A 24,683-nucleotide genomic window follows, 5' to 3' on the forward strand; every position below is an offset into this window, starting at 1 on the left:
CATTTTATTAGTATAACCATTATACTAAATACAAGTGAAGCGCTTTCCAACCACCTGAAGGGGGCAACCGATCCATGAGAAAAACGGGTATTGTCAGCGTGCTGCTGACGGGATTGCTGGTTACGACAGCTTGCGGCTCGCAAGCGAAAAACAACGCGGGCTCATCGCCGAGCGCCTCGGCATCGTCTTCGCCATCCGCTTCTGTCTCCGCCTCGGCTTCGGCCGCGCCGGCATCGGCGACACCGGCCAAGGCGGAAGAAATTACGTTCTGGTCCTGGTCGCCGGAAGACGCCATTTGGCAGGAGCTGATCAAAGCGTTCAACGCCAAATACCCGAACATCAAGGTGACGTACACGCAAACGCCGTCCGCCGATTACCAGAAGAAGATCCAGGTGGCGGTCCAGGCCGGCCAGGCGCCCGATGTCATGGCGTTCGAATACGGCCCGATGATCAAAAACTTCGCTTCCGTGCTCGAACCTCTGGCGCCGCTCGCGGAGAAGTCGCTCGGCAAAGACTGGGAGAAGCTGTTCAAATCGTCGCCGATGACGTTGTCCAAGAAGAACGATTACAAAACGATTCCGACCGGCGTGGCGGTGACGCCGTTCCTGTCCTACGACGTCGACCTGTTCAAGAAGGTGGGCGCGGAGCCGCCGAAAACGTACGATGACCTTAAAGCCGTCGTCAAAAAATTCGAAGACGCCAAGCTGCCGGGCATCATCCCGCGCGTCGGCTTCGCCGGCGGCAAAAGCTCGACCGTCACCGACGTGTTCTACACGCTCATCAATCAGATCGCGCCGAACAAGCTGTACGACGCCGACGCGGGCAAAGCGAAGTTCACCGATCCGGAATTTATCAAGGCGACGCAGGCGTTCAAGCAGTTCTATACCGACAACCTGTTCCAGGACGGGAACTTGACGACGAAATTCGACCCGGACCTGCGCGAAATGTATTTGAAGAAAAATCAGATCCCGATGATTCTGGTCGGCGCCTGGATCATGACCGACGTGGCGAACAAGGACGCGCTCGGCCTCGGCAGCCGCACATTCGGCCTCGTGCCGATGCCGACGATCGCCGGCGGCAAAACGAGCGTGCTGACGAACGGCGACGTGCCTCTCGGCATCAACAAGGAATCCAAGCATAAGGACGCCGCCTGGAAATTCGTCGAATTCATGGCGACCGGCGATTACCAATCGATTTTGGCCAAAGGGCTGCAGTTCCTGCCGGTCAAGGAAGGCATGTCGATGGACACGTCGAAGCTGAAAACCGACATCGAGAAGCAGTCGGCCGACCTGATCGTCAAGACGCTGGCGGAAAGCACCGGCGGCATGCGGTTCCTCGACAATGCCAGCATCGAGCAGGTTCTGTTTACGCAGCTGCAGAAAGTGGCCAGCGGCTCGGCTTCGCCGGAGCAAGCGATGGCGGAAGTGCAGAAGGCGTCGGAAGCGGTCAAACGGTGAGAAAACCTTTACCTTTGCCTTTCGAATTGTGATAACAGACGTACGGTCCGCAGCCGGCGAAAGAGAGCGGCATCGCTTTTCTTTCGCCGGCGCCGCATCGGCCGTATAGGGAGGAACGGGAACCCGTGATGGTCAGTCAGGCTCTTGAGCGTACGTATCGGAAACGGAAGCAACGGTTCGCCGGCTTGCTGTTCGTGCTGCCGCTGCTGCTGTTTGTCGCCGTATTCGTCTTTTTCGGCATCTTCTACAACATCTACATCGGCTTCTTCGACTGGTCGGGAATCGGCGAGAAGGTGTTTGTCGGACTGGGCAACTACGCCGAGCTGTTCCGCGATCCGAACTTTTACGACGCGCTCGGCCATACGTTTTATTTTCTGCTGCTGACGACGCCGGTATCGATTGCGCTTGGCCTTGTGCTGGCCACGATGCTGAACGCGGTGTGGGGAGCAAGCAGTCTGTTCAAATCGATTCTGTTCGTGCCGCACGTCATTGCGATCGTCACCGTCGGCACGACGTTCACCGGCATTTACGAGCCGAACTTCGGGCTGCTGAACGAAGCGCTGCGTTTTTTCGGTCTCGGCTCTCTGGCGCACTCCTGGCTGTCCGATCCGGCCACCTCGCTGATCGCCATCGCCGCCGTTTATATTTTTGCCATCGCCGGCTTCTATATGCTGATCTACTATACGAGCCTGCTGAACATCGACCAGGAAATTTTCGATGCCGGCAAAATCGACGGAGCGGGCGTATACCGCTCGTTCACCCATATTATCGTACCGATGCTGAAGGGAACGCACATCACGCTGCTGATTCTCGGCATCATCTATGCGCTGAAGGTGTTCGATCTGGTCTGGATCATGACCGAAGGCGGGCCTGGCGGCGCAACGGAGCTGTTATCCACTTTTCTGTACCGGGAATCGCTGCTGAAATACCGGACCGGCTACAGCGCGTCGATTTCGGTCGTGCTGCTGCTTATCGCTTTTGGCTATACCGTGTTCCAGCTGCGCATTTACAACCGGGTCAGGAGGTGACGTCATGTTCGGCCGCATCAAGCTTTCGGAAAAAATAACGATCAACGTGCTGCTCATGCTGATCGTCGCGCTTTGGCTCGTGCCGATGTTCTATCTCGTGCTGTATTCGTTCGAAGGCGGCGGATGGGCGAACTACAAGGCGGTGCTGACGCTGGACCTGTTCCCGCACTTCCTGCTGAACAGCCTGATCGTGTCCGTCTCCGTGCTGACGGCTTTGCTCGTCGTCGTGGCGCTGGCCGCTTACGGCTTCAGCAAGCTGAAATTTCCCGGCCACGGCATCTTGTTTGCATTATGCCTGATCGGCCTGATGATTCCTCCGGTGGCGATGCTCGTCCCTCTATTCCAGACGATCAAAACGCTGCACTGGATGAACACGTACTTCTCGCTGATCGGCCCGGAGGTGGCGATGTCGATTCCGTTTTCGCTGCTCATCGCGCGCAACGCGTTCGAGGAAATCCCGAACGAGCTGCTGGAAGCGGCGGATATCGACGGGTGCGGCGTCTGGGGCAAATTCGTGCACATCATTCTGCCGCTGGCCGTTCCGGTGCTGACGACGGTCGGCATTCTCGCTTTTCTCAATTCGTGGAACCAGTATTTGTTCCCGCTTGTATTCATCAGCAAGGAAACGATGATGACGGTGACGATGGCGCCGAAATTTTTTATTCAGGAGTATACGTCCGATTTTCATAAAGTGTTTGCCGCGCTTGTGCTCATTACCATTCCGATCGTAATCCTGTATATATTCGGCCAGAAATACATGCAGCGCGGCTTGACGAGCGGCGCCATCAAATAGATCGACTGCCCAGAGCGGAGAGAGTTTAGCAAGCTAAACTCCCTATATTTGGAGGAGGGAACGAAATGAACGTCAATCGGGCCGCCGGCGCAAGGCGGCCGAACATCATCTTCCTCATTGCGGACGATCATCGATACGACGGCATCGGCGCTTACGGCAACCCGGTCGTGCGCACGCCGGTATTGGACCGCCTGGCAGCGCAGGGAGCATTGCTCGAATCGGTCTACATCATGGGCGGGCAATCGGCGGCGGTATGCGTGCCGAGCCGGGCCAGCCTGATGACCGGAGGGAACGTCTTCCGCACGACGGCGGCCAGCTCGACCGCCGAAACGGAAAACCGCCGGTTGTGGGAGCTGAACCCCGCTTTGCCGACGTTTCCGCAGCTGTTCCGCGAGCGCGGCTATCATACGTTTGCCACGGGCAAGTGGCACAACGGCAAAGAAAGCTTCGCCCGCAGCTTCGCGGACGGGGCCAGCATTTTTTTCGGCGGCATGGGGGACCATGTCGGTTTGCCGGTGCAGCCGTACGATCCGCACGGCGAGTTCCCCGACAGCGACGCCAAGCCGAGCGAGGCGTTTTCGTCGGAGCTGTTCGCGGACGCGGCGGTCGATTTCATCGGCACGTATCGCGAGGAGGAGCCGTACTTGTTGTACGTGGCGTTCACCGCGCCGCACGATCCGCGCACGCCGCCTCCGGAGTACGCGGCGCTGTACGCGCCGGACGAGATTCCGCTGCCGGACAATTATATGGCGCGGCACCCGTTCGACAACGGCGAGCTGGCGATTCGCGACGAGGAGCTTGCTCCGCTCCCGCGTACGCCGGAAGCGATTCGCCGGCATCTCGCCGACTATTACGGCATGATCAGCCATATGGACGCGCAGATCGGCCGGATCCTGCAGGCGCTTCGGGACAGCGGTAGGGAAGAGGACACGCTGATCGTGTATACGGCCGACCACGGTCTGGCGCTCGGGCAGCACGGCCTGCTCGGCAAGCAGAACCTGTACGAGCACAGCATCCATATCCCGCTGGTGATCGCGGGTCCCGGCGTGCCGCAAGGCGTTACGGTCGGCGGGCTCGGCTGCCAGATGGATATTTTTCCGACGCTGTGCGAGCTGGCAGGCATCGATTGCCCCGAAACGGTGGAAGGGCGAAGCCTGGCGCCGCTCATCGCCGGTCAGGCTGAAGCCGTCCGCCCCGATGTGTTCGCCGTCTACAAAGACATGCAGCGCATGGTCAGCGACGGGCGCTGGAAGCTGATCCGGTATTACGGTTCGGATGGAAAGGGCGCGGCGGGCCGCCAGTTGTTCGATCTGGAAACCGACCCGTGGGAAATGAACAACCTGCTCGCCTGGGACGGTTATGCCGACCGGCTGTCGCAGATGGAGCGGCGGCTGCTGGAGTGGCAGCGGCAGGTGGGCGACCCGCTGCTGGTGCGGGCGGAAGCGCAGGCGCTAGCAGTGCGCGGAGATGGAGGGGCGGCGTTATGACGCGAGCAGAGAAGATGCGAACAGAAGCGAAACGCCCGAATGTGCTGTTTCTGTTCCCGGATACGCATCGCGGCGACTGGATGCCTTACGCGCCGGAAGTGGCGGCGACGTTCGGCATGGACCCGCTGCCGCTGCGGATGCCGCAGCTCGCGCGGCTGATGGAGCGCGGCGTCACCTTCACACGCGCCATTACGCCTTCGCCGCTGTGCGCGCCGGCGCGGGCTTGCCTGGCGGCCGGTCTGCGCTATCGCGCAGCCGGCGTGGCGGGCAATCACGTCGATTATCCGCTCGCGCAGCCGACGTTCTATCAGCAGCTGAAGGCAAGCGGCTACGCGGTTGGCGCCGTCGGCAAGCTCGACCTGCACAAGCCGACGCATTGGTGGGGATTGAACGGCTGGGTCGACGACCTTGGCAAGCTTGGCTTCACGCACGCCGTCGACAACGCGGGAAAAATCGACGCCGTCGTCTCCGGTGCGACCGAACCGCGCGACCCTTACATGAAATATTTGTACGACAACGGCCTGGCGCAGGTGCATCTGGCGGACATGAAGAACCGCGGCCGGAGCACGGAGCCGACCGACCTGCCGGACGAGGCATATTGCGACAACTGGGTGACACGTAACGGCGTCGATTTGCTGCGTTCGTTCCCGCAGGACGACCCGTGGTTCCTGATGGTCAACTTCGTTTGCCCGCACGAACCGTGGGACGTCACCCGCGCGATGAAGGCGGAGTGGGAAGGCACGTCGTTCCCCGCTCCGGCGCGGTGCAGCCTCCCGATCGAGACATCGAACGGCATCCGCCAAAATTACGCCGCGATGCTGGCGAACATCGACCGCAATATCGGCTTGCTGCTGGCGGAAGTGGAACGCAGGGGGGAGCTTGCGAACACGGTCGTCATTTATTCCTCCGACCATGGCGACATGCTCGGGGACGACGACAAGTTCGGCAAATGCAAGCCGGACCGGGGTTCGGTGCATGTCCCGCTCGTCGTCAGCGGGCCGGGCGTCCGTCAGGGCAAGGTGAGCGGCGCGCTCGTCGAGCTGCAGGACGTCGCCGCCACGGTGCTTGACTTCGCCGGGCTGGCAATGCCGGAAGCGCGCGATTCCTTGTCGCTGCTGCCGGTATTGACCGGGCGCGGCGAGCGTCATCGCGACGTGCAATTGTCTGCGCTGGGCGAAGGGCCTCAGCACCGCAGCGAGTGGCAAACGGCTGCGGACGGCGAGTGGAAGCTTATTGTCGAACGCGGCAGGGCGGATCGGTTGTACCGGGTGGCGGACGATCCCTGGGAAAACGACAATGTGGCGGAAGCTTATCCGGAGCAAACGGCTCGGCTGAAAGCGGCGCTGCCTGCGGCCGCGCGCTGACCGCCACGCGACGAGCAGCGCGTGCCGCCCGCCGCGTACCAGCCAGACGCTGCCCGCTACGCGTCCCGGGCGAAATAAGCCATGTTTTCTGGCTATTTGGCCCAAAAGGAGCTACAACGAAAAAATAGCCAGTGATTTCACTGGCTATTTCTCTGGAATGTTCGATTTTGAGCCGGTTTGGTCGGAATAGCCAGTGTTTTTGCTGGCTATTTTTGTCGTGCGGCGGGAAAAAGAGCAAATAGGCCATTTTTTGTGGGCTATTTTGGAGAGAAGCCGTCTTCACTCCACCAAAGAGTAGCTGACCAACGTATCGGTCAGGTGGTTGATGACCATCGACACGGCGCCGTATGCGACACCCAACTCCCCCAGCTCCGAACAATAAATTTCGAGATTGTCCAGAAACCGGTCGGGAATGCACTCCTTGAGCGTATTCCAGATCGAGTTGAGCAGCGGCGCGCCGAGCAGCGCCAAGTGGCCGCCGATGCAGATCGCCTTCGGATTGTAGGCGTTGACGACATTCGCCAGCCCGATGCCGTGGTAGTGGCCCAGCTCGTGGACGGCGCCGGCGATTTTGCCGTCGCGGTTGTTCATGCCGGCGACGATGTCCGCGAACGGCAGCTTCTCCGGCGTTGTGCCGAGCAGATCGTACAGCGCTTTGACCGAAGCGTACATTTCCCAGCAGCCCTTGCTGCCGCAAGTGCACTTCTTGCCGTTCAGGTGGATCGTGGAATGGCCCAGCCGGCCGGCAATGCCGGCAGCGCCGGTGAACAGCTCGCCCTTGTGGCAGACGCCTACCGACAAGCCCCAGGAGCTGGCGACATACACAAGCGACTCCGTCTGTTTGGCGCGGCCGAAATGAATTTCGCCCATGGCGCCGGCGTAAGGAGCCGGATTGATGGAGAACGACAGCCCCGGATTCCGCTTGATCAACTCGCCTTGCAAGGGGAAACGGTTCCATTCCTGCAGGTTGGCGCTGTAATCCACCACCTTGGTGCGCAAATTGAAATAGCCCGGGATGACGATGCCGACGCCAACGATCCCGAGCCGATAATGTTGATAAGTGCGGGCAATGTCTGCCAGAATGGTTGAAATGGCGTCCACGAAGCTTTGCGGCTCTTTGCTCGTCAGCGGGTAGGAAGTGCTTTCGAGACTGGTGCCGGCCAAATTGGTGATTAGCACTGTAAACTGGTTGACTTCCACTTCGACGCCTACGCAAATACCCGCAGAAGCATTGATATCGACCAGCGTCGGCGGACGCCCCCGGGAGGTGCCCGTTTTGCCGAGCTCGATCACGATGCCTTTCTGCAGAAACAAATCGACGCAGCTGGAGACCGTCATTTTATTAAGGCCGGTAATGGAGGCGATCGTCGCCCGCGAAACCGGGCGGTGCTCGAGGATCGTTTTGAACGTAATCTCCAGATTGATCTTTCTGACAAGATCCAGATTGCCAATCTGTCCTTTGAATTGCAATGGAATCCCTGCCTATCGTCAATAGAATAGAAACGACGAATGATTTGTATAAATGATATACAAAATAAGCCGGGTTGTCAAAAGCATTGCCAAATAACACGAATCGTTAAAGCCTTCCATCATTCTCCATTATAATAGTAAACGGAGTACAATAGCGGCGTCATTAACAGGGTTGGATGCCGGATTAAAATAGCCCGTGAAAAATGGCCTATTCTTCAGGACGTTTGATTGGAGCAGCACGAAAAGCAAATTTGTTTAGTTGGCGGAAGGGAGAATGCCGCGTGTTTGTGCAGCTTGTCTGCTTGGCGCAGGGGGAAACTAGGGGCGAGAGGGCGGGAAAACCGATAAAGGTCAAAGAAAGTCAAAGTCAATAAATCAAGGCGATTTTATGTGGAAAATGCCGACAGAAGGCTGATTTCGCCCGAAAATCGGCTGAAATCGGTTTTGAACCTTTTTCCCGGGAGGCATATAATGGGTTATGTAAACAACGAAAAACAAACCTTCAAGGAGGAGATTCACCATGTTCGACCTGGTACCTTTCCGCAAAAGAAACGACGACCCGTTTCGTCAGCTGGTGAGATCTTTGAACGATACATTCGACTTTGCGCCGCTGGCGCCGCTTCACGGCTCGCTGCAAACGTTCCGCACCGACATCCGCGAGCAAGCGGACAAATACGCGATCGAGGCGGAGCTTCCGGGCTTCGGCAAAGACGACGTCGAAGTGGAGATGAAAGACAACTACTTGACGATTCGCGCCAAACGGCAGCATGAAGAAGAACAGAAAGACGAGCAGAATCGCGTGATCCGCCGCGAACGACGCTCCGGCGAGTTCGTCCGCCGCTTCTATGTCGACAACGTCGACGAGGCGGGCATTACGGCCAAGCTGAGCGACGGCGTGCTGAAGCTGGATCTGCCGAAGAAGGCGAACACCGAACCGGCGCGCAGACGCATCGACATTCAATAACACCACACGGCGCGCGGGGAGCGAATATCGTTCTCCGCGCGTTTTCTTGGTCGGGCAGGTGTTGCGGGGTAAATGAAGGAGGTGAAGCGGATGGCCCGTGCGAACGATTATTACGATGTGCTCGGCGTCGACCGGAAGGCGACGAAGGAAACGATCAAGAAGGCTTACAAGAAGCTGGCCAAAACGTATCACCCCGACGTCAACAAAAGCGCCGATGCGGAAAAACGGTTCGTCGAGGTGCAAGCCGCTTACGATGTGCTGTCGGACGAGGAGAAGCGGGCGAGCTACGACCGGTACGGCGAGCATTGGCGCGAAGCGATGGAGGCGGCGAAAGCGGGCTACGATTTTGGCGGCGCGTCTCCGTTCGGCGACGGCGGCGCAGCGCGGCCTGCAGCGGCAGGCGGGCGTGCGGGCGGGGCGCGAAGCGGCCGGAACGGTCGGAACGACGGACGGAAAGCGGGAGCAACCGGCGCAGGCTGGCAGCAAGCCGGCTTCGGCGGCGGTTTTGGCGCAGGCGACGATGCCGATCTTGGCGACTTGTTCGGCCGGTTTTTTGGCGGCGGCGCAGGGGGCGGCATCCGGTTCGAAAGCGACTCCGGGGACGGCTTCGGCAGCCCCTTCGGCTACGGTGCCGCGGATGACGCGGCGTGGGACGTGGAGGCCGAGCTGACGCTGACGCTCGAAGAGGCGATGCGCGGCGGCAAAATCAAGCTGCACGCGCTCGGCAAGGAAATCGGCCTGACGCTGCCGGCCTCGATCAAGGACGGCCAGCGCATCCGGCTGAAAGGGCTGGGCGCGCGCAAGCCGGACGGCGGCAGCGGCGACTTGTACGCGACGCTGCGGCTGGCGCCGGACGCCATATTCGCGGCCGACGGCTACGATCTCGCCGCCACGCTGCAAGTGGCGCCTTGGCATGCCGCGCTCGGCACGACGGCGGCGCTGCGTTTGCCGGGCGGCGACACGCTGCAGGTGAAGGTGCCTGCGGGCATGCGCCCCGGCCAGAAGCTGAAGCTTGCCGGCCGCGGTCTGCGCAAGCCGGACGGCAGCCGCGGCGATCTGTACGTGCGGCCCGAGCTTGTGCTGCCGCCGGCCGATTCGGCCAAGGCGCAGGAGCTGTACCGCGAGCTGGCGAAGGAACACGCATATGAACCGAAATTTGTTGAAACCTAATGAATGCCGAAACAAGGGGGAAACGAACGATGGATATGAACCGTTTGACGCAAAAAGCGCAGGAAGCGTTTGGCGCCGCGCAGCAGGGGGCAAGCCGCCGCGGCCACGCCGAGATCGGCCTGCTGCATGTGCTGCAGGCGCTGCTGGAGCAGCAGGACGGCCTTGCGCCGCGGCTGCTGCAGAAGCTTGGCGTGGCGCCGGAAGCGGTGCGCGCCGCGGCGGAAGAGAAGCTGGCCCGCAAGCCGAAGGTCGGCGGTCCGGGAGCGGACAGCGCGCGCGTGTATGTCGCGCCGGGGTTTGAAAAATTTTTCGCCGCGGCGGAGAAAGAGGCGGAGAAGCTGCACGACGACTTCGTTTCCGTCGAGCATCTGGTGCTGGCGCTGCAGGAAGACCGCGGCGAAGCCGGCGAATTGCTGAAGCAGGCCGGCATCACGCGCGACCTGCTGCTGAAGGCGCTGGCGGAAGTTCGCGGCCACCAGCGGGTGACGAGCAAGGAGCCGGAAGCGACATACGAGGTGCTTGCCAAATACGGGCGCGACCTCGTCGCCGAAGTGCGCGCCGGCAAGCTCGATCCCGTCATCGGCCGCGACGGCGAAATTCGCCGGGTCATCCGCATCCTGTCGCGCAAGACCAAAAACAATCCGGTGCTGATCGGCGAGCCCGGCGTCGGCAAAACGGCGATCGTCGAAGGGCTGGCCCAGCGCATCGTCAAACGCGACGTGCCCGAAGGGCTGCGCGACAAGACGATTTTTGCCCTGGACATGGGCGCCCTAATCGCCGGAGCAAAATACCGCGGCGAATTCGAGGAGCGGCTGAAGGCGGTGCTGCACGAGGTCAAGGAAAGCAACGGCCGCATCCTGCTGTTCATCGACGAGCTGCATACGATCGTCGGCGCCGGCAAAACCGAAGGCTCGATGGACGCCGGCAACATGCTCAAGCCGATGCTGGCGCGCGGCGAGCTGCACTGCATCGGGGCGACGACGCTCGACGAGCATCGCAAATACATCGAAAAGGACCCGGCGCTCGAGCGTCGTTTTCAGCAAGTGCTCGTGACCGAACCGAATGTGGAGGACACGATCTCGATTTTGCGCGGGCTGAAGGAACGGTTCGAGCTGCACCACGGCGTCATCATCCATGACAATGCGCTGGTTGCGGCGGGCGTGCTGTCGGATCGTTACATTTCCGACCGGTTCCTGCCGGACAAGGCGATCGACCTGATCGACGAGGCGTGTGCGATGATCCGCACGGAAATCGATTCGATGCCGACCGAGCTTGACGAAACGACGCGGCGGATGATGCGGCTCGAAATCGAGGAGGCGGCCTTGCGCAAGGAAACCGATGCGGCCAGCCGCGACCGGCTGACGGCGCTGCAGAAGGAGCTTGCCGATCTGAAGGAGCGGCAGCACGCCCTCAAGGCCAAGTGGGATCACGAGAAAGACTCGATCCAGCACGTGCAGGGGCTGCGCAAGGAGCTGGAGCAACTGAAGCAGCAGTTGGCCGAAGCGGAAGACCGCTATGATCTGGAGAAGTCGGCCGAGCTGAGCTACGGACGCATCCCCGAGCTGGAGAAGAAGCTGAAAGCGGCGGAAGAGGCGGTGGCGGCGGAAACCGGCGAGCGGCTGCTGCGCGAGGAAGTGACCGAGCGGGAAATCGCCGACATCGTGTCGCGCTGGACCGGCATCCCGGTCAGCCGGCTGGCCGAAGGCGAACGCGAGAAGCTGCTGCGGCTCGAAGACCTGCTGCACAAACGCGTCGTCGGCCAGGACGAGGCGGTGCGGCTCGTGTCCGACGCGGTGCTGCGCGCCCGCGCCGGCATCAAGGACCCGAACCGGCCGATCGGTTCGTTCCTGTTCCTTGGGCCCACCGGCGTCGGCAAAACCGAGCTGGCCAAGGCGCTGGCCGAAGCATTGTTCGACGCCGAGGACAAGATCGTGCGCATCGACATGTCCGAATATATGGAGAAGCATGCGGTGTCGCGGCTCGTCGGCGCGCCTCCGGGCTACGTCGGCTACGAGGAAGGCGGCCAGCTGACGGAAGCGGTGCGGCGGCAGCCGTATTCGGTCGTGCTGTTCGACGAAGTCGAAAAGGCGCATCCGGACGTGTTCCACACGCTGCTGCAGCTGCTTGACGACGGCCGGCTGACCGACGCGCAAGGCCGCATCGTCGATTTCAAGAACACGATCGTCATTCTGACGTCGAACATCGGCTCGCCGCACCTGCTCGAAGGCGTCGGCGCGGACGGCCACATCACCGAAGCCGCCGAAGCGGCGGTGAACCGCGAGCTGCGGGCGCACTTCCGGCCGGAGTTTCTGAACCGGCTGGACGACATCGTGCTGTTCAAGCCGCTGGCCGCCGCGGAAATCGAGCGCATCGTCGACAAGCTGTTGCGCGGGCTGGAGCAGCGTCTGGCGGAGCGCCGGCTGACGATTCGGCTGACCGCCGCGGCGCGCGGCCATATCGCCCGCGAAGGCTACGACCCCGTGTTCGGCGCGCGGCCGCTCAAGCGGTTCATCCAGCGCAACGTGGAGACGAAGCTGGCGCGCGAAATTGTCGCCGGCACGGTGGCGGACGGCTCGCGGGTCGTCATCGACGCGGCGGACGGCAGGCTCGTCGTGAAGGCGGAAGCGCCGGATGCGGCGGCAAACGCGGGCACGGGCAAGGAGCCGGCGACGGCGACGGTATAAGCGAAGCGGCGGCGAAATAAGCCATGTTCTATTGGCTATTTCGACTCAAATAGGGGGTAGCCGGAGAATAGCCAGTGATTCCACTGGCTATTCGGCTTGTCGGCCCGGTTTTGCGGCTGTTTGCGCGAAATAGCAAGTGATTCCACTGGCTATTTCCTGTGAGCCGGGCAAAAATACTCGAATAAGCCATTTTTCATGGCCTATTTTCATGAGGAGCCGTCTGCGTAGGGAGGATCGGCCTTTCTCCCCGATCGGGAGGCAACTGGGCGAATATTTTCATTGCCGCTCCGTCCCGTTCCTGTTATGCTTCTGCCAACGGCGGTAAGACATCTTGCGTGAAATCGCTTACGCGAACGCCTGGGTCGGCCAATCGGACCCGCGACCGGCTTGCGACCATTTCCGCATGCGGCGCCGGTCCACGTTCGACGCGGTTTTGCGCATAAGGAGGAAGCTCATTGAAAAAGACGGTCGTCGTAATTGACGATAAACCGCTCATCCGCCAATCGATCGTGCAGACAATCGACTGGGAATCGCTTCAATGCGAGGTTGTCGGCCAGGCGGAGGACGGCATCCAGGGCAAACGGACGATTCTCGAAAAACAGCCGGACATTCTGATTACCGATATCAAAATGCCGGGCCTAAGCGGGCTCGATTTGGCCGAATTGATGAACGCGGAGCTGCCGCAGTCCAAAACGATCCTGATTACCGGCTACCAGGATTTCGCCGACGCGCAGCGCGCGGTGCGGCTCGGCGTCTGCGACTATATCGTCAAGCCGATCCGCAACGAGGAGCTGGAGCGGGTCATCGGCATGGCGGTGCAGCAGCTCGACGAGCAAATGACGGAGCGTCGGCACAACCGCGAAATCGCGGAAGCCTACACGAATCTGGAGCAGCGGCACCGGCGCTCGCTGCCGCAGCTGCGCAGCCAACTGCTCGCCGGGCTGATCGGCGGCAGCGTGCCGCACGAAGAAGAGTGGCCGTCCGTGCTGCGCAGCCTCGGCATCGACTGCAAAGGCTTCGTCGTCATGATCGTGCGCTCTAAGCTGCCGCTCGGCGAAGGCGCGAAGCTGGAAGGCGCAGGCGAGGCCGTCGCAGGCGACTGGCGGAGCCGGCTGACCGAGCTGGCGCGCGCGAGCTCGGCGAATCGCGAGATCGAGCTGATCGAATATGCGTATCGCAACGACCTCGTGTTCGCCTGCCTGTTCGCCAAGGCGCTTGCGCCGCGCGAAGTCCGGCTCAAGATGCAGCAGTTCGGCCAGTCGTTCATCGAGCAGGCGCGCCGCGAATACGGCTTCGACTGCCGGCTCGCCATCAGCGCGCCGTACAAGTCGCTGCGGGATGCGGGCGAAGCGTTCGCGGAAGGCGCGGCGCTGATGGATATAGGCTTCTTCCGCACCGAGGAGCCGATTCTGTTCCCGGAGCACGGCCAGTGGGGAGCGGCGGACAGCGGCAAATTTTCGATCATCCGCGATCTGGAGCAGTTCAACCAAATGCTCGAGCATGCTACGATCGAAGAGATGATCGCCTACATGGAGCAGTTTCTGGCGCAAATCGCGGTGTACAGCGAAGGCAATATTCTTGTGGCCAAAGGGCTGATTTCGGAAGTCTGCCTGGCCGCGGCGCGGTACTATTTTCGCATTACGGGGGACGAGTTCAGCCTCGGCAAAAGCATCGATCAAATTTTGGAGGAAGTATACCGGCTGGAAAGCATGCGCGCCGCGTCCGATTATTTGGCGGCGTTCATCAAGAGCATCAAGGATAAGCTGGCCGGCGGCGACAAGGAATACAGCCTGATCGTGAAGAAAGTCGTCGACTATATCAACAGCCACTTCGCCGACAACTTGAGCCTGACCTCGGTAGCCGATCAGTTTGGCCTCAGTCCCAGCTACTTAAGCCGGCTGCTGCGGACGGAAACGGGCATCAACTTCGTCGACCTCGTCTGCAAGGCGAGAATCGAAGTCGCCAAACGGCTGCTGAAGGACCCGAAATACAAGGTGAACGAGGTGGGAGAACTGGTCGGCTACCGGGAGTATTCCTATTTTTACCAAGTATTCAAGAAGGTTGAAGGAATTTCGCCGAAGGAATTCAAGAACAAAGGTAAAGAAATCGAATAAAACCGTTAAATGTTCGTCTGTTCGAAGGTCCCGCCTTGAGATATGGTAAGGGGGCCGTTCAACGGCCAAGTAGGGCAACAACGAACTGCCACATGAGGAGGGCACGGTATGGCGATCGTGCAGCTGCAAAAGGCGCAAATCGGCGTTTGGATCGACAAAGTCATCGCGGGGATGCAAAGCCTGGACGTGACGATCGTCGAAGACACGCCGGTCAGCATCATTTCGATGGACAAGTGGGATTGGTCCCAGGGCGTGGGCCTGTTCTCGTTATACCGCTATTACAAGGAAACCGGCAATCATAAAATTTTCCGCTATCTGGTCGACTGGTTCGAGGACCGGATCCGCGAAGGGCTGCCGCCGAAAAACGTCAACACGATGTGTCCGCTGCTGACGCTCAGCTACATTTTCGAGGAGACGCGCAATCCGGACTACCTGCAAATTTGCGAGGAATGGGCGAGCTACGCCGCGGAGGAAATGCCGCGTACGCCCGAATTCGGCATCACGCACGTTACGATCGACAACGCCAACGAAGGCGAGCTGTGGGACGACACGCTGTATATGACGGTGCTGTTCCTCGGCCGGATGGGCGTGCTGCTGAAGAAGGACCACTATGTTCAGGAAAGCATCCGCCAGTTTCTGGTGCATCTGAAATACTTGACCGATACGCGCACCGGGCTGTTCTACCACGGCTGGTCGTTCAACGAGAACGACAATTTCGCCGGGGCGCTTTGGGGCCGCGGCAACGCCTGGTATACGGCCGGACTTGTCGACTACCTCGACATTGTCAAGCTGCCGCTTGGCATCGAGCTGTTCCTGCTGTCTTCGCTCGAACGCCAGCTGCGCCAGTTGAAGGGACTGCAAACCGAGTCCGGCATGTGGCGGACGCTGCTCGACGACCCGACCTCCTACGAGGAAACGTCGGCGACGGCGGGTTTTGCGTACGGCATCCTGAAGGCGGTGCGCAAAGGGTACATCAGCGAAGACTATCGGGAGAGCGGGCTGCGCGCGCTGCACGCCGTCATCCGCAGCATCGACGACAAGGGCACGGTGCATGGCGTTTCCTACGGCACGCGCATGGGGCGGTCGCTGCAGTTCTACAAGGACATCCCGCAATGCCCGATGCCGTACGGCCAATCGATGACCTTGCTCATGCTGGTGGAAAGCTTGCATCACGTGCAGGACAATTAACGGAATAATCGGAAAGTATAAGCTCCGGAGCGGAACTGCCTGATTCGGCATGAAAAGTTACCGCTAAAGCCGGGCCGGCTTCTTCGAAATGCTTCGATAGAAACTTATCTTAATCTCGGGCGAAGGTGATGTCGTGCGCTTGTTCGGCAAACGAATTGTCAACGCGAAGCTGCGAACCAAGTTCCTGCTTTCGTTCGCCGCCATCATACTCGTAACGGTGCTGATGATCAGCATCATTAACTATATCGTGTCCGTCGGTGCGATCAAGCGCAATTCCGGCGAATTCTCCGAATATTTGATCGGCCAGATCGGGATCAACCTGGAGAAGCGCACTGCGGACATCGAGGACATCGCCTTCCAGCAGTTCCGCAGCTCAAGCCTGAGCGAGCAGCTCGGCGCCATCGCGACGACCGACAACGAGCGCTATTTCCGCGACAAATACATCAACGATTTTCTGAACGAGCTGCTGTTCTACAAAGATTATTTCGAGAATGTCTGGATCATCGATACCGACGGCCGCCAGTTCGCGATCAACCGCGATCCGAATCATGCGGCAAGCGCGGCGCTGCTGAAGCGGTTCGACCCGCAGGAGATCCAGGACAAGCGCGGGCGGGCGAAGTGGTTTCAGGTCGAGGACGGCACCGTCTACATGGTGCGCGCGATGTACGACATTCTGTCCAGCCGGTATGTCGGCACGATCGCCATCGGCCTCGAAAAAAGCTACATCGGCAGCATTGTCACGGGTGTTCGCAACGTTATGGACGGCGACATTCTGATCCTGAACGAAGACGGCGAGTCCGTGGTGCAGAACGATCAATCGAGCGAGGTTGCCGGCTTCTTCCTGCAGAACAAGCGGTATTTGCTGAACGACCTGGGCAAGGAAGAGTTTGCGTTCGGACGCAAGCATTATATCGCGACGGTTTCTGCAACCGCTTACGGCAAATGGCGCGTGGTGCAAATTATCGGCGTCGACCAGCTGACACGGGGGACGAGCAGCATCAAGTACGGCACGATCAGCACGATTGCCGTCGCGCTGGCGATCGGTTTCCTGATGGCGGCGTTCCTGTCCAAAAACATCACGGAAAATGTCGGCAAGCTGCTGCAGAGCATGTCGCGCTTCTCGGTCGATTTCAACCATCGGGTCGTGGTGCCGCGCAGCAAGGACGAAATCGGCCTGCTTGCAGAAAAGTTCAATTCGATGGCGGACAAAATCAACGACCTGTTCAACACGGTGTACCGCGAGAAGCTGCTCAAGCAGAAGGCGGAATACCGCACGCTCCAGTTCGAATACAAGGCGCTGCTGGCGCAGATGAACCCGCACTTTTTGTACAATACGCTGGAATCGATCCACAGTCTGGCCAAGCTGCGCGGGGAGAAGGAAATCGGCGAAATGGTGTACCTGCTCGGCACGCTGCTGCGCGAAAGCATCGGCAAACGCGGCGACATCATTGCGCTGGAGGAGGAAATTTCGTTCATCCGCCTCTACTTGTCGATCCACCAGATCATTTACGGCAACCAGATCGAAGTGAACTACGAGCTGGACGAACGGCTGATGGAATGCCGCGTGCCCAAGTTCATCCTCCAGCCGCTGGTGGAAAATTCGGTGCTGCACGGCATCGAAGAGAAGCCCGGCATCGGCGTCATTCGCATTGTTTGCCGGCAGGAGGCCGACGCGCTGATCGTCGAAGTGGCCGACAACGGCATCGGCATGGACGCGGACACGGTGAAGCGGCTGCTCAACCCTGACGTGTTCGGCTCGTTCGGGGACAAGGACAAGCACACGAATGTCGGCGTGATCAGCGTGCAGAAGCGGGTACGGATCCTGTACGGGGACGAGTACGGACTGTCGATCGAGAGCGCGCCCGGCGACGGCACGACCGTACGCATTCGGCTGCCGCTCGTTGCGCCGGAGGAGGAGCCGGCATAAGCGCAAGGCGGCAAAATATTCGGATATAAAGTCAAATTTCTCTCATAGAAAACGGCCTTCGTTTCCGTAGAATGGAGGTAACGTTACGATAGAGGGAGCTGCTAGCTATGACGGTCGCCTGGACGCAGCCGCATGTGGAACGCACGATTGAACAAGTGATTGCCGGAATGAAACAGCTCAAACCGACGATACGGGAAAATGTCAAAGACAGCATCATTTCGATGGATGTCTGGGACTGGTCCCAAGGCGTCGGTTTGTTTGCATTGTATTTGTATTACAAGGAAACCGGCCGGGAGGACATCCGGGGCGATCTCGTTGCCTGGTTCGACCGCCATCTGGCCAAAGGATTGCCGCAAAAAAACGTCAACACGATGTGTCCGCTGCTGACGCTCAGCTATCTGGGCGAAGAGCTGGGGAGACAGGACTACCTGGACCTGTGCGCGTCATGGGCGCAATGGGTGTACAAAGAGATGCCGCGGACGCCGGAAGGCGGCATTTCGCACTTGACGGTCGACAGCGCCAACGAAGGGCAGCTGTGGGACGACACGCTGTACATGACGGTGCTGTTTCTCGGCCGGATGGGCGTGCTGCTGAAAAACGATGCCTACGTGCAGGAGAGCATCCACCAGTTTCTCGTGCACCTGAAATATTTGACCGATGTGCGGACGGGGCTGTTTTTTCACGGCTGGACGTTCCTTGGCAACCATCATTTCGCCGGCGCCCTGTGGGGCCGCGGCAACGCCTGGTATACCGCGGGGCTGGTCGACTACCTCGACATCGTGCCGCTGCCTGGCGGGGTGCGGCGGTTTCTGCTGACGTCGCTGGAGCAGCAGGCGGAGGCGCTTGCCTCGCTGCAGACGGAGAGCGGCATGTGGCGGACGCTGCTGAACGATCCGGAGTCGTACGAAGAAAGCTCGGCAACGGCCGGATTCGCTTACGGCATCCTGAAGGCGGTGCGGGGCGGTTTCCTGCCGGAGAAGTTCCGGGCGATCGGGCTGAAGGCGGCGCAAGCCGTCGTGAGCCGGATCGACGCGGACGGCATGGTGCACGACGTGTCGTACGGCACGTGCGTTGGCGATACCATGCAGTACTACAAGGACATCGCGCGTTGTCCGATGCCGTACGGCCAGGCGATGACGCTGCTCATGCTGGTGGAGAGCCTGAAGCATCCGCAGCTGTGGGGGCAAGCGTAAGGAAGCGCGGGCCGATGAGGCCGGCGACGGGCATGGGGAGCAGGCAGTAGGGAAAGCGGAAAGGGTGGCAGGAAGCCGAAGGGCCGCAGAGAAGCTGGAAGGGCGTTAGGGAAAGCCGGAAAAGCCGCAGGGAAAGCCGGAAAGGCCGAAGGAAAAGCCGGAAGGGCCGGAACGTGCGGCCTTTTCCGGCCGAATCGAAGGGAGAGCGAACCGATGAAACCGATGCAGACAAGAGCGCTGGTGCCGGACTGGCAGGCCGTACGCGATAAAGTGGAAACGCATTCATGGGCGAAACGCATCGTGGAGCAGGTGAAGCCGAACACCGACAAATGGATTGCCGTGTACGAGGACGATGCGACCCGTGTTGCCGGGTGGGGTCACCATTACTTCTGCGACCGTTGTTTCGCATCGCTCGTGTTCGATCCGGAGAAGCCGCACGAGCACCGCTGCAGCGGCTGCGGCGAGCAGCGAGTTGCCCAGGAGGTCGACGACGCCTGGTGTTACATTTACCGCACGTCGTCCTGCTCGCACGTGTTCCATGCGGCCGTGCTGTACCGGCTGTACGGCGACCCGGCGTATTTGGCCTATATCCGCAAGGTGATGGCGTTCCTGTGCGACCACTACGGCACGTTCGAGGTGCGCACGCCGCCGACCCAGGAAGGCATGTTCAGCGGCTGCGACCTGACCGACGCGGTAGCCGACATTTGGCTGCTGAACGGGCTGGAGCTGATCAAGGACGAACTGACCGCGGAGGAGCTGGGCACGTACGCCGCCAAGTTTTTCCTGCCGCAAGCCGATTTCCTGATCGAAAAGGTCGGCTGCACCCCGAATATCATCATCTGGATGAAAGCGGCAGCCGGCATGATTGGCCTGTTCACGGGCGAACGCGTCTGGTGCGAGCGGGCGGCGGAAGGCGTAAACGGGATCAAAAGCAAGCTCGCCGCCGGCCTGCTGCCGGAAGGCTTCTGGTACGAGGCGTCGTTCCACTACCATTTCTACTGCGCGGAAGGCATGACCTACTATCTGGCGTTCTGCAAAATATATGGCCATTCGTTCCCGGAGATGGAAGAAGCGCTGCTGAAAATGTATCGCTACCCGGTTCGGTTTGCGTTTCCGAACGGCGAATTTCCGAACCCGAGCGACGGCTGGCCGCTGCTGTCGTTCGCCAATTACGCCGGCCAATACGAGTGGATGCGCAACTTGTACGACTTGGCGCCGTTTCGTTACGCGTTGTCCAAGTGTTATGCAACGTCGGCGGCAGGGGCTGCGGCGAATGCGAGCAAGGCCGATGCCGGCAATGTCGGCGGCCTGCCGCGGCTTTTGTTCGGCACGGATTGGGAAGCGGCGGCGCGGGAGCTTCCCGCGGACGCGCCCGGGCTGCCGGACGGGAAGCCGCGCTTCGATCCGGGCATCCATTTTGCCAAGCTGCAGAGCGGGGACGCGGCGCTGTTCCTGAAGTACGGCTTCGTGCTGCGCGGCCATTCGCATGCCGACGCGATGCATACGGAGCTGTTCCTTCGCGACGAGATCGTGTCGCGCGACATTTCCAACAGCGGCTACGGCTCGGACCTGTTCCGCGAATGGCAGCGCAAGGCCATCGCCCACAACACGGTGATGGTCGACCGGCAGAACCAGCCGAACCGGCCGGCCGGGAGGATGGTCGCGTTCGACGCGGAAGCGAACAGCTGCCATGCGGCGGCCGACGATGTGTACCCGGGCCTTGGCTTCTCTCGCAAGCTGCAGCTGGCGGCGGACGGGCTGACGGACGAATTTGCGGTGACGCCGGCCGAAGGGCACGAAGGCACGCACACGTTCGACTGGCTGTTCCATTGCTCGGGCGAACTGGAGACGGAGCTGCCGATGGAAGCCGCCGACGCGCCGGGCGAAGCGGACGGCTACCAGCTCATGCTGGATACGTCGTCCTGCGAGACGGACGGCGATTGGGAAGTGAGCTGGAAGCTGCCGGGCAAAACGGTGACGCTGCGCATGGAAGCTTGCCCGGGCACGACCGTGTATGTGTTCCGCGGCTACGAGCACCGGCTCGACCGCACGCGCTGGGGCGTCATGGCGCGCCGGACGGGCGAGTCGGCCGTCTACCGCGCGGCGTTCCGCTGGACCGTGGAAGGCGGGGCGCGATGAGCGGATTGTGGGAAACGCCCTATAAATTGGGGAAGCCGGTGTTGGCCGCATCCGGTCGGACCGGCGCTTACGACGAACAGGCGGTCGACTGCCCGTTCGTCTTTCGTCACCGGGACCGCTTCTTCATGATGCACGTCGGCTTCGACGGCGTCGGCTATCAAACGGCGCTTGCGGTGAGCGACAACCTGCTCGACTGGGAGCCGTACGGGATGATCCTGCGGCGCGGCGAAGGCGCCGAATGGGATCGCCGCAACGCCGCCGGGACGTGGCTGCTGCGGGACAACCGGCTCGACGGGCCGGGAACGCTGAAGCGGTGGGGCGGCAAATACTGGCTTGCCTATCACGCCTATCCCGGCGAAGGCTTCGAAACCGGGCCGGCGAGCATCGGCCTCGCGTGGACGACGGACGAGCGGCTGCTCGACTGGCATCGCCTGCCGGAGCCGGTGCTGACGCCGGAGGAGGGGGCCGACTGGGAGAGCGGCGGCTTGTACAAGGAATGCCTGCTGGAGCACGAAGGCGGCTTGTATTTGTTCTACAACGCCAAGAACAAGCCGGACCCCGCCCTCGGCGCGCACCGCTGGCGCGAGCAGATCGGGTACGCCACGTCGACGGACATGTTGAACTGGCGCCGCGCGGAAACGAATCCGGTGCTGCCGATCGGCCCGGCCGGGAGCTGGGACGACATTTTCGCCAGCGAGCCTTGCGTGCTGCACGACGGAGAGCGCTGGGGCATGGCGTATTTCGGCTTCGATGGCGTCCATGCGCAGGACGGGGTTGCGTTCTCCGCCGATTTGGCGGCGTGGACGAAACATCCGGCGCCGCTCGTAGGAGCCGGCGGGGAAGGCGAGCTCGACTCGATCCACGCGCACAAGCCGTCGTACATCAGTCACGGCGGGGTGTTGTACCATTTTTATGTGGCGAGCCGGCCCTGGCGTTTGGGGGATGCGTCGAAAATTTTCGGCAAAGAGTACCGCACGATTGCCGTTGCCGCGTCGAAGCCGTTCGGCTAGTCGAACGCGTGGCATGGCGTGTTATTTTCGAGATGAACTTATTTCCGGGCATGAAAATGAGAGGAGAATCGCTCATGAGAGGTCTTCGCGGCAAAATCGCCGTCGTTACCGGCGCGGCGCAAGGACTGGGCGAAGCGATAGCGCTTCGGCTCAGCGAGGAGGGGTGCGACGTCTGGGCGCTCGACATCAACGGCGACGGCGAACAAACGGCGGCGCGCATTCGCGAGCAAACGGGCGGCACGGTGCGGTTTGTGCAAACGGACATATCCGACGCGCAGAGCGTTGCGAGCGCTTTCGCCGAAGTCGGCCGCGTTTCGGGCCGGGTGGACGCTCTCGTCAACAATGCGGCGCGATTCGTGTTCAAAAGCGCGGAAGCGACGGCCGAAGACTGGGACGCCATCTGCCGCGTCAATTTGCAGGGCACGACGTTCGTCACGAACGCGTGCGTCCCGCTGATGAAGCAGGCTGGCGGCGGTTCGATCGTCAATTTGTCGTCGGTCAGCGGTTTTGTCGGGCAGGCGAATTTTGCGACGTATAATGCGACCAAGTTTGCGATCCGCGGTTTGACGAAGTGTTGGGCGATCGATTTCAGCCCGTTCGGGATCCGCGTCAACACGGTATGCCCGGGCTACATCCGGACGCAGGCGTTCGAAAACAGCTGCATCGCGCTTGGGCTCGATGTGGCGGAGGAGGACGCGCGAGCGTCGCGGTTGCATATTTTGGGCCGGCAGGGGCGGCCGGACGAGGTCGCCGGAGCCGTCGCGTTCCTCTCTTCGGACGATGCGACGTTCATGACCGGATCGGATTTACTGGTCGACGGCGGCTATTTGGCCATGTAAGGTGCGCGGAAGGGGCAACTTTCAGGCGTGAGGAGAGGGGAAAACGAAATGAAGATGCTCGTTTATGAAGGACCCGAACGCATCGTGCTGGCGAACGCGGCGATGCCGGCCGTAGCGGGCGATGAGCTGCTGATCCGGGTGCGCTCTGTCGGCATTTGCGGCAGCGAGTTGGAAGGCTACCTGGGGCACAGCAGCGTGCGGGTGCCGCCGCTGGTGATGGGGCACGAGTTTTGCGGGGAGGTGGCCGAGATCGGCGCCGATCTTGACGCCGGCGACTGGCGGCTTGGCGACCGCGTCGTCGTCAACCCGCTGATCGGCTGCGGCCGCTGCCGCAACTGTTTGAGCGGGCGGTCCAACATTTGCTCCAGCCGCGCGATTGTGGGGATTCATCGGCCGGGCGCTTTTGCCGAGTATGTGGCGGTTCCCGCGTCCGGCGTCACCCGTGTGCCGAATGAAATGGACGCGGATCTCGCCTCGCTGGCGGAGCCGCTGGCCGTCGCCGTGCACAGCGTCAAGCTGGGGCTGGCGCCGCTGGAGGATATCGTCATCATCGGCGCCGGGCCGATCGGGCTGCTGACGCTGCAGGCGGCGAAGCTGACGGGCTGCCGCCGCGCGGTCGTCATCGAGCGCCAGCCCGGCCGGCTGCAGGCGGCCGAACGTCTCGGCGCGATTGCGGCGACGCCGGAGGAGGCGCATGCCGTCGTGGCCGGTCTCGCCGGCGGAGAAGGCGTCGAGACGGTCATCGACTGCGTCGGCAACGGCGCGACGCGGCGGCTTGCGATGGAACTGGCGGCCGCGGGCGGCACGATCGTGATGGTCGGCCTGGGCCAGGGCGAAACGGCGATGCCGATGAACGACCTGGTCCGGCGGGAAATTCGCCTGCTGGGGTCGTACACCTACACCGTTCGCGACTTCGCTCAGGCGGTGGCGCTGCTGGTGGAAGGGCAGATCGGCATGTCCGGCTGGACGGAGGGGCTTGCGCTCGAGGACGGACCGGATGCGTTCGCCACGCTTGCCCGCGGTACCGCGCCGGTGAGCAAGTATATTTTGCACCCGTAGCGGGCGGCGGCATGGACATGCGCTGATGCGCCGCGGGCGGTGAGCGAAATAAGGCTGATTTCAGCCTTGGAGCGGAGTTTCTGCAGATAGGGAGCGAAATAAGGCTGATATCAGCCTTGGAGCGGAGCTTCTGCGGAGGGGGAGCGAAATAAGGCTGATATCAGCCTTAGAGCAGAGTTTCTGCAGAGGGGGAGCGAAATAAGGCTGATATCAGCCTTGGAGCGGCGTTTCTGCGGAGGGGGGAGCGAAATAAGGCTGATATCAGCCTTGGAGCGGCGCTTCTGCAGATAGGGAGCGAAATAAGGCTGATTTCAGCCTTAGAGCAGAGTTTCTGCAGAGGGGGAGCGAAATAAGGCTGATATCAGCCTTGGAGCGGAGCTTCTGCAGATAGGGAGCGAAATAAGGCTGATTTCAGCCTTAGAGCAGAGTTTCTGCAGAAGGGGAGCGAAATAAGGCTGATATCAGCCTTGGAGCGGCGTTTCTGCGGAGGGGGAGCGAAATAAGGCTGATATCAGCCTTGGAGCGGCGTTTCTGCAGATAGGGAGCGAAATAAGGCTGATATCAGCCTTGGAGCGGGTTGCCAGCAGCTGCAGCGCATGAAACATGCGCTAAACGCGCCGCGGCAAGCCCGCGAAGCAGCTGCAGCGCATGAAACATGCGCTAAACGCGCCGCGGTGAATTTAGACTAGAAAGTAGACACACTGTAACAGCGACCTGATACAATACAAACAAACGAAAGGTCGAGGTGTGTCATGGGAAATATCCGCCAACATTTTGATGAGGAGTTCAAACGCCAA

Annotated in this window: 17 protein-coding genes; 16 read left to right on the top strand and 1 reads right to left on the bottom strand. The window is 60.9% G+C overall.

Translation table 11 applies throughout. The annotated features are described in order from the left end of the window. Window positions 1–74 precede the first annotated feature (74 nt). From EXY20_RS31360 to EXY20_RS31380, 5 genes are all read left to right on the top strand, one after another. Window positions 75–1,457, top strand: a complete 1,383-nt coding sequence (locus EXY20_RS31360) for an ABC transporter substrate-binding protein (protein WP_135556368.1) — start codon at window positions 75–77, stop codon at window positions 1,455–1,457. Window positions 1,458–1,585: 128 nt separating this feature from the next. After that, on the top strand, window positions 1,586–2,485 hold the full coding sequence (locus tag EXY20_RS31365) for a carbohydrate ABC transporter permease (protein ID WP_235886289.1): 900 nt from the start codon (window positions 1,586–1,588) through the stop codon (window positions 2,483–2,485). Between the two features lie 4 nt (window positions 2,486–2,489). Next, window positions 2,490–3,278, top strand: a complete 789-nt coding sequence (locus EXY20_RS31370) for a carbohydrate ABC transporter permease (protein ID WP_135556370.1) — start codon at window positions 2,490–2,492, stop codon at window positions 3,276–3,278. Window positions 3,279–3,343: 65 nt separating this feature from the next. Next, the gene (locus EXY20_RS31375) at window positions 3,344–4,765 is read left to right on the top strand and encodes a sulfatase-like hydrolase/transferase (RefSeq protein ID WP_135556371.1); all 1,422 of its coding nucleotides are present in this window, start codon (window positions 3,344–3,346) and stop codon (window positions 4,763–4,765) included. Then, the gene (locus EXY20_RS31380; RefSeq protein ID WP_135556372.1) at window positions 4,762–6,129 is read left to right on the top strand and encodes a sulfatase family protein; all 1,368 of its coding nucleotides are present in this window, start codon (window positions 4,762–4,764) and stop codon (window positions 6,127–6,129) included. The genes EXY20_RS31375 and EXY20_RS31380 overlap by 4 nt, the downstream gene beginning before the upstream one ends. Before the next feature lie 279 nt (window positions 6,130–6,408). Here EXY20_RS31380 and EXY20_RS31385 read toward each other — a convergent pair whose 3' ends face one another. Further along, a complete protein-coding gene (locus EXY20_RS31385) occupies window positions 6,409–7,599 on the bottom strand; it encodes an ROK family protein (RefSeq protein ID WP_135556373.1) in 1,191 nt (396 codons plus the stop codon). Window positions 7,600–8,119: 520 nt separating this feature from the next. On the opposite strand from EXY20_RS31385, the gene EXY20_RS31390 reads away from it, so the two are divergent. From EXY20_RS31390 to EXY20_RS31440, 11 genes are all read left to right on the top strand, one after another. Then, window positions 8,120–8,563 (top strand): Hsp20/alpha crystallin family protein, encoded by a 444-nt coding sequence (locus EXY20_RS31390; protein WP_135556374.1) that lies wholly within the window; start codon window positions 8,120–8,122, stop codon window positions 8,561–8,563. A 90-nt stretch (window positions 8,564–8,653) separates the two neighbouring features. Next, window positions 8,654–9,733 (top strand): DnaJ C-terminal domain-containing protein, encoded by a 1,080-nt coding sequence (locus EXY20_RS31395; RefSeq protein ID WP_167859658.1) that lies wholly within the window; start codon window positions 8,654–8,656, stop codon window positions 9,731–9,733. Between the two features lie 29 nt (window positions 9,734–9,762). Continuing rightward, the gene (gene clpB, locus EXY20_RS31400; RefSeq protein ID WP_135556376.1) at window positions 9,763–12,417 is read left to right on the top strand and encodes an ATP-dependent chaperone ClpB; all 2,655 of its coding nucleotides are present in this window, start codon (window positions 9,763–9,765) and stop codon (window positions 12,415–12,417) included. Between the two features lie 455 nt (window positions 12,418–12,872). Next, a complete protein-coding gene (locus tag EXY20_RS31405) occupies window positions 12,873–14,531 on the top strand; it encodes a response regulator transcription factor (protein WP_135556377.1) in 1,659 nt (552 codons plus the stop codon). Window positions 14,532–14,639: 108 nt separating this feature from the next. After that, window positions 14,640–15,719 (top strand): beta-galactosidase BglB, encoded by a 1,080-nt coding sequence (gene bglB, locus EXY20_RS31410; protein WP_235886288.1) that lies wholly within the window; start codon window positions 14,640–14,642, stop codon window positions 15,717–15,719. A 139-nt stretch (window positions 15,720–15,858) separates the two neighbouring features. Continuing rightward, window positions 15,859–17,646 carry a cache domain-containing sensor histidine kinase gene (locus EXY20_RS31415; RefSeq protein ID WP_135556378.1) on the top strand — a complete coding sequence of 596 codons (1,788 nt, stop codon included), beginning with the start codon at window positions 15,859–15,861 and terminating at the stop codon, window positions 17,644–17,646. 107 nt (window positions 17,647–17,753) lie between these two features. Then, entirely contained in the window at window positions 17,754–18,839 is a 1,086-nt protein-coding gene (gene bglB, locus EXY20_RS31420; protein WP_135556379.1) for a beta-galactosidase BglB, read from the top strand. A gap of 213 nt (window positions 18,840–19,052) precedes the next feature. Next, window positions 19,053–20,978 carry a heparinase II/III domain-containing protein gene (locus EXY20_RS31425; RefSeq protein ID WP_135556380.1) on the top strand — a complete coding sequence of 642 codons (1,926 nt, stop codon included), beginning with the start codon at window positions 19,053–19,055 and terminating at the stop codon, window positions 20,976–20,978. Then, complete coding sequence (locus EXY20_RS31430) at window positions 20,975–21,988, top strand: glycoside hydrolase family protein (RefSeq protein WP_135556381.1); 1,014 nt, start codon at window positions 20,975–20,977, stop codon at window positions 21,986–21,988. Before EXY20_RS31425 ends, EXY20_RS31430 begins: the two co-directional genes overlap by 4 nt. Window positions 21,989–22,062: 74 nt before the next feature. Then, window positions 22,063–22,827: an SDR family NAD(P)-dependent oxidoreductase gene (locus tag EXY20_RS31435; protein WP_167859659.1), complete on the top strand. Its 765-nt coding sequence runs from the start codon at window positions 22,063–22,065 to the stop codon at window positions 22,825–22,827. Window positions 22,828–22,875: 48 nt separating this feature from the next. Beyond that, window positions 22,876–23,886, top strand: coding sequence for a zinc-dependent alcohol dehydrogenase (locus EXY20_RS31440; RefSeq protein WP_135556383.1), 1,011 nt, complete (start codon window positions 22,876–22,878; stop codon window positions 23,884–23,886). The last annotated feature ends 797 nt before the right edge of the window (window positions 23,887–24,683 follow it).

Origin of the sequence: Paenibacillus cymbidii (assembly GCF_004764705.1) — a bacterium.
Taxonomy (GTDB): Bacteria; Bacillota; Bacilli; order Paenibacillales; family NBRC-103111; genus Paenibacillus_AN; species Paenibacillus_AN cymbidii.

Coding starts and splice junctions, on each gene's coding strand:
- EXY20_RS31360 (WP_135556368.1), top strand. CDS start 75: ATGAGAAAAACGGGTATTGTCAGCGTGCTGCTGACGGGATTGCTGGTT.
- EXY20_RS31365 (WP_235886289.1), top strand. CDS start 1,586: ATGGTCAGTCAGGCTCTTGAGCGTACGTATCGGAAACGGAAGCAACGG.
- EXY20_RS31370 (WP_135556370.1), top strand. CDS start 2,490: ATGTTCGGCCGCATCAAGCTTTCGGAAAAAATAACGATCAACGTGCTG.
- EXY20_RS31375 (WP_135556371.1), top strand. CDS start 3,344: ATGAACGTCAATCGGGCCGCCGGCGCAAGGCGGCCGAACATCATCTTC.
- EXY20_RS31380 (WP_135556372.1), top strand. CDS start 4,762: ATGACGCGAGCAGAGAAGATGCGAACAGAAGCGAAACGCCCGAATGTG.
- EXY20_RS31390 (WP_135556374.1), top strand. CDS start 8,120: ATGTTCGACCTGGTACCTTTCCGCAAAAGAAACGACGACCCGTTTCGT.
- EXY20_RS31395 (WP_167859658.1), top strand. CDS start 8,654: ATGGCCCGTGCGAACGATTATTACGATGTGCTCGGCGTCGACCGGAAG.
- clpB (WP_135556376.1), top strand. CDS start 9,763: ATGGATATGAACCGTTTGACGCAAAAAGCGCAGGAAGCGTTTGGCGCC.
- bglB (WP_235886288.1), top strand. CDS start 14,640: ATGGCGATCGTGCAGCTGCAAAAGGCGCAAATCGGCGTTTGGATCGAC.
- bglB (WP_135556379.1), top strand. CDS start 17,754: ATGACGGTCGCCTGGACGCAGCCGCATGTGGAACGCACGATTGAACAA.
- EXY20_RS31425 (WP_135556380.1), top strand. CDS start 19,053: ATGAAACCGATGCAGACAAGAGCGCTGGTGCCGGACTGGCAGGCCGTA.
- EXY20_RS31430 (WP_135556381.1), top strand. CDS start 20,975: ATGAGCGGATTGTGGGAAACGCCCTATAAATTGGGGAAGCCGGTGTTG.
- EXY20_RS31435 (WP_167859659.1), top strand. CDS start 22,063: ATGAGAGGTCTTCGCGGCAAAATCGCCGTCGTTACCGGCGCGGCGCAA.
- EXY20_RS31440 (WP_135556383.1), top strand. CDS start 22,876: ATGAAGATGCTCGTTTATGAAGGACCCGAACGCATCGTGCTGGCGAAC.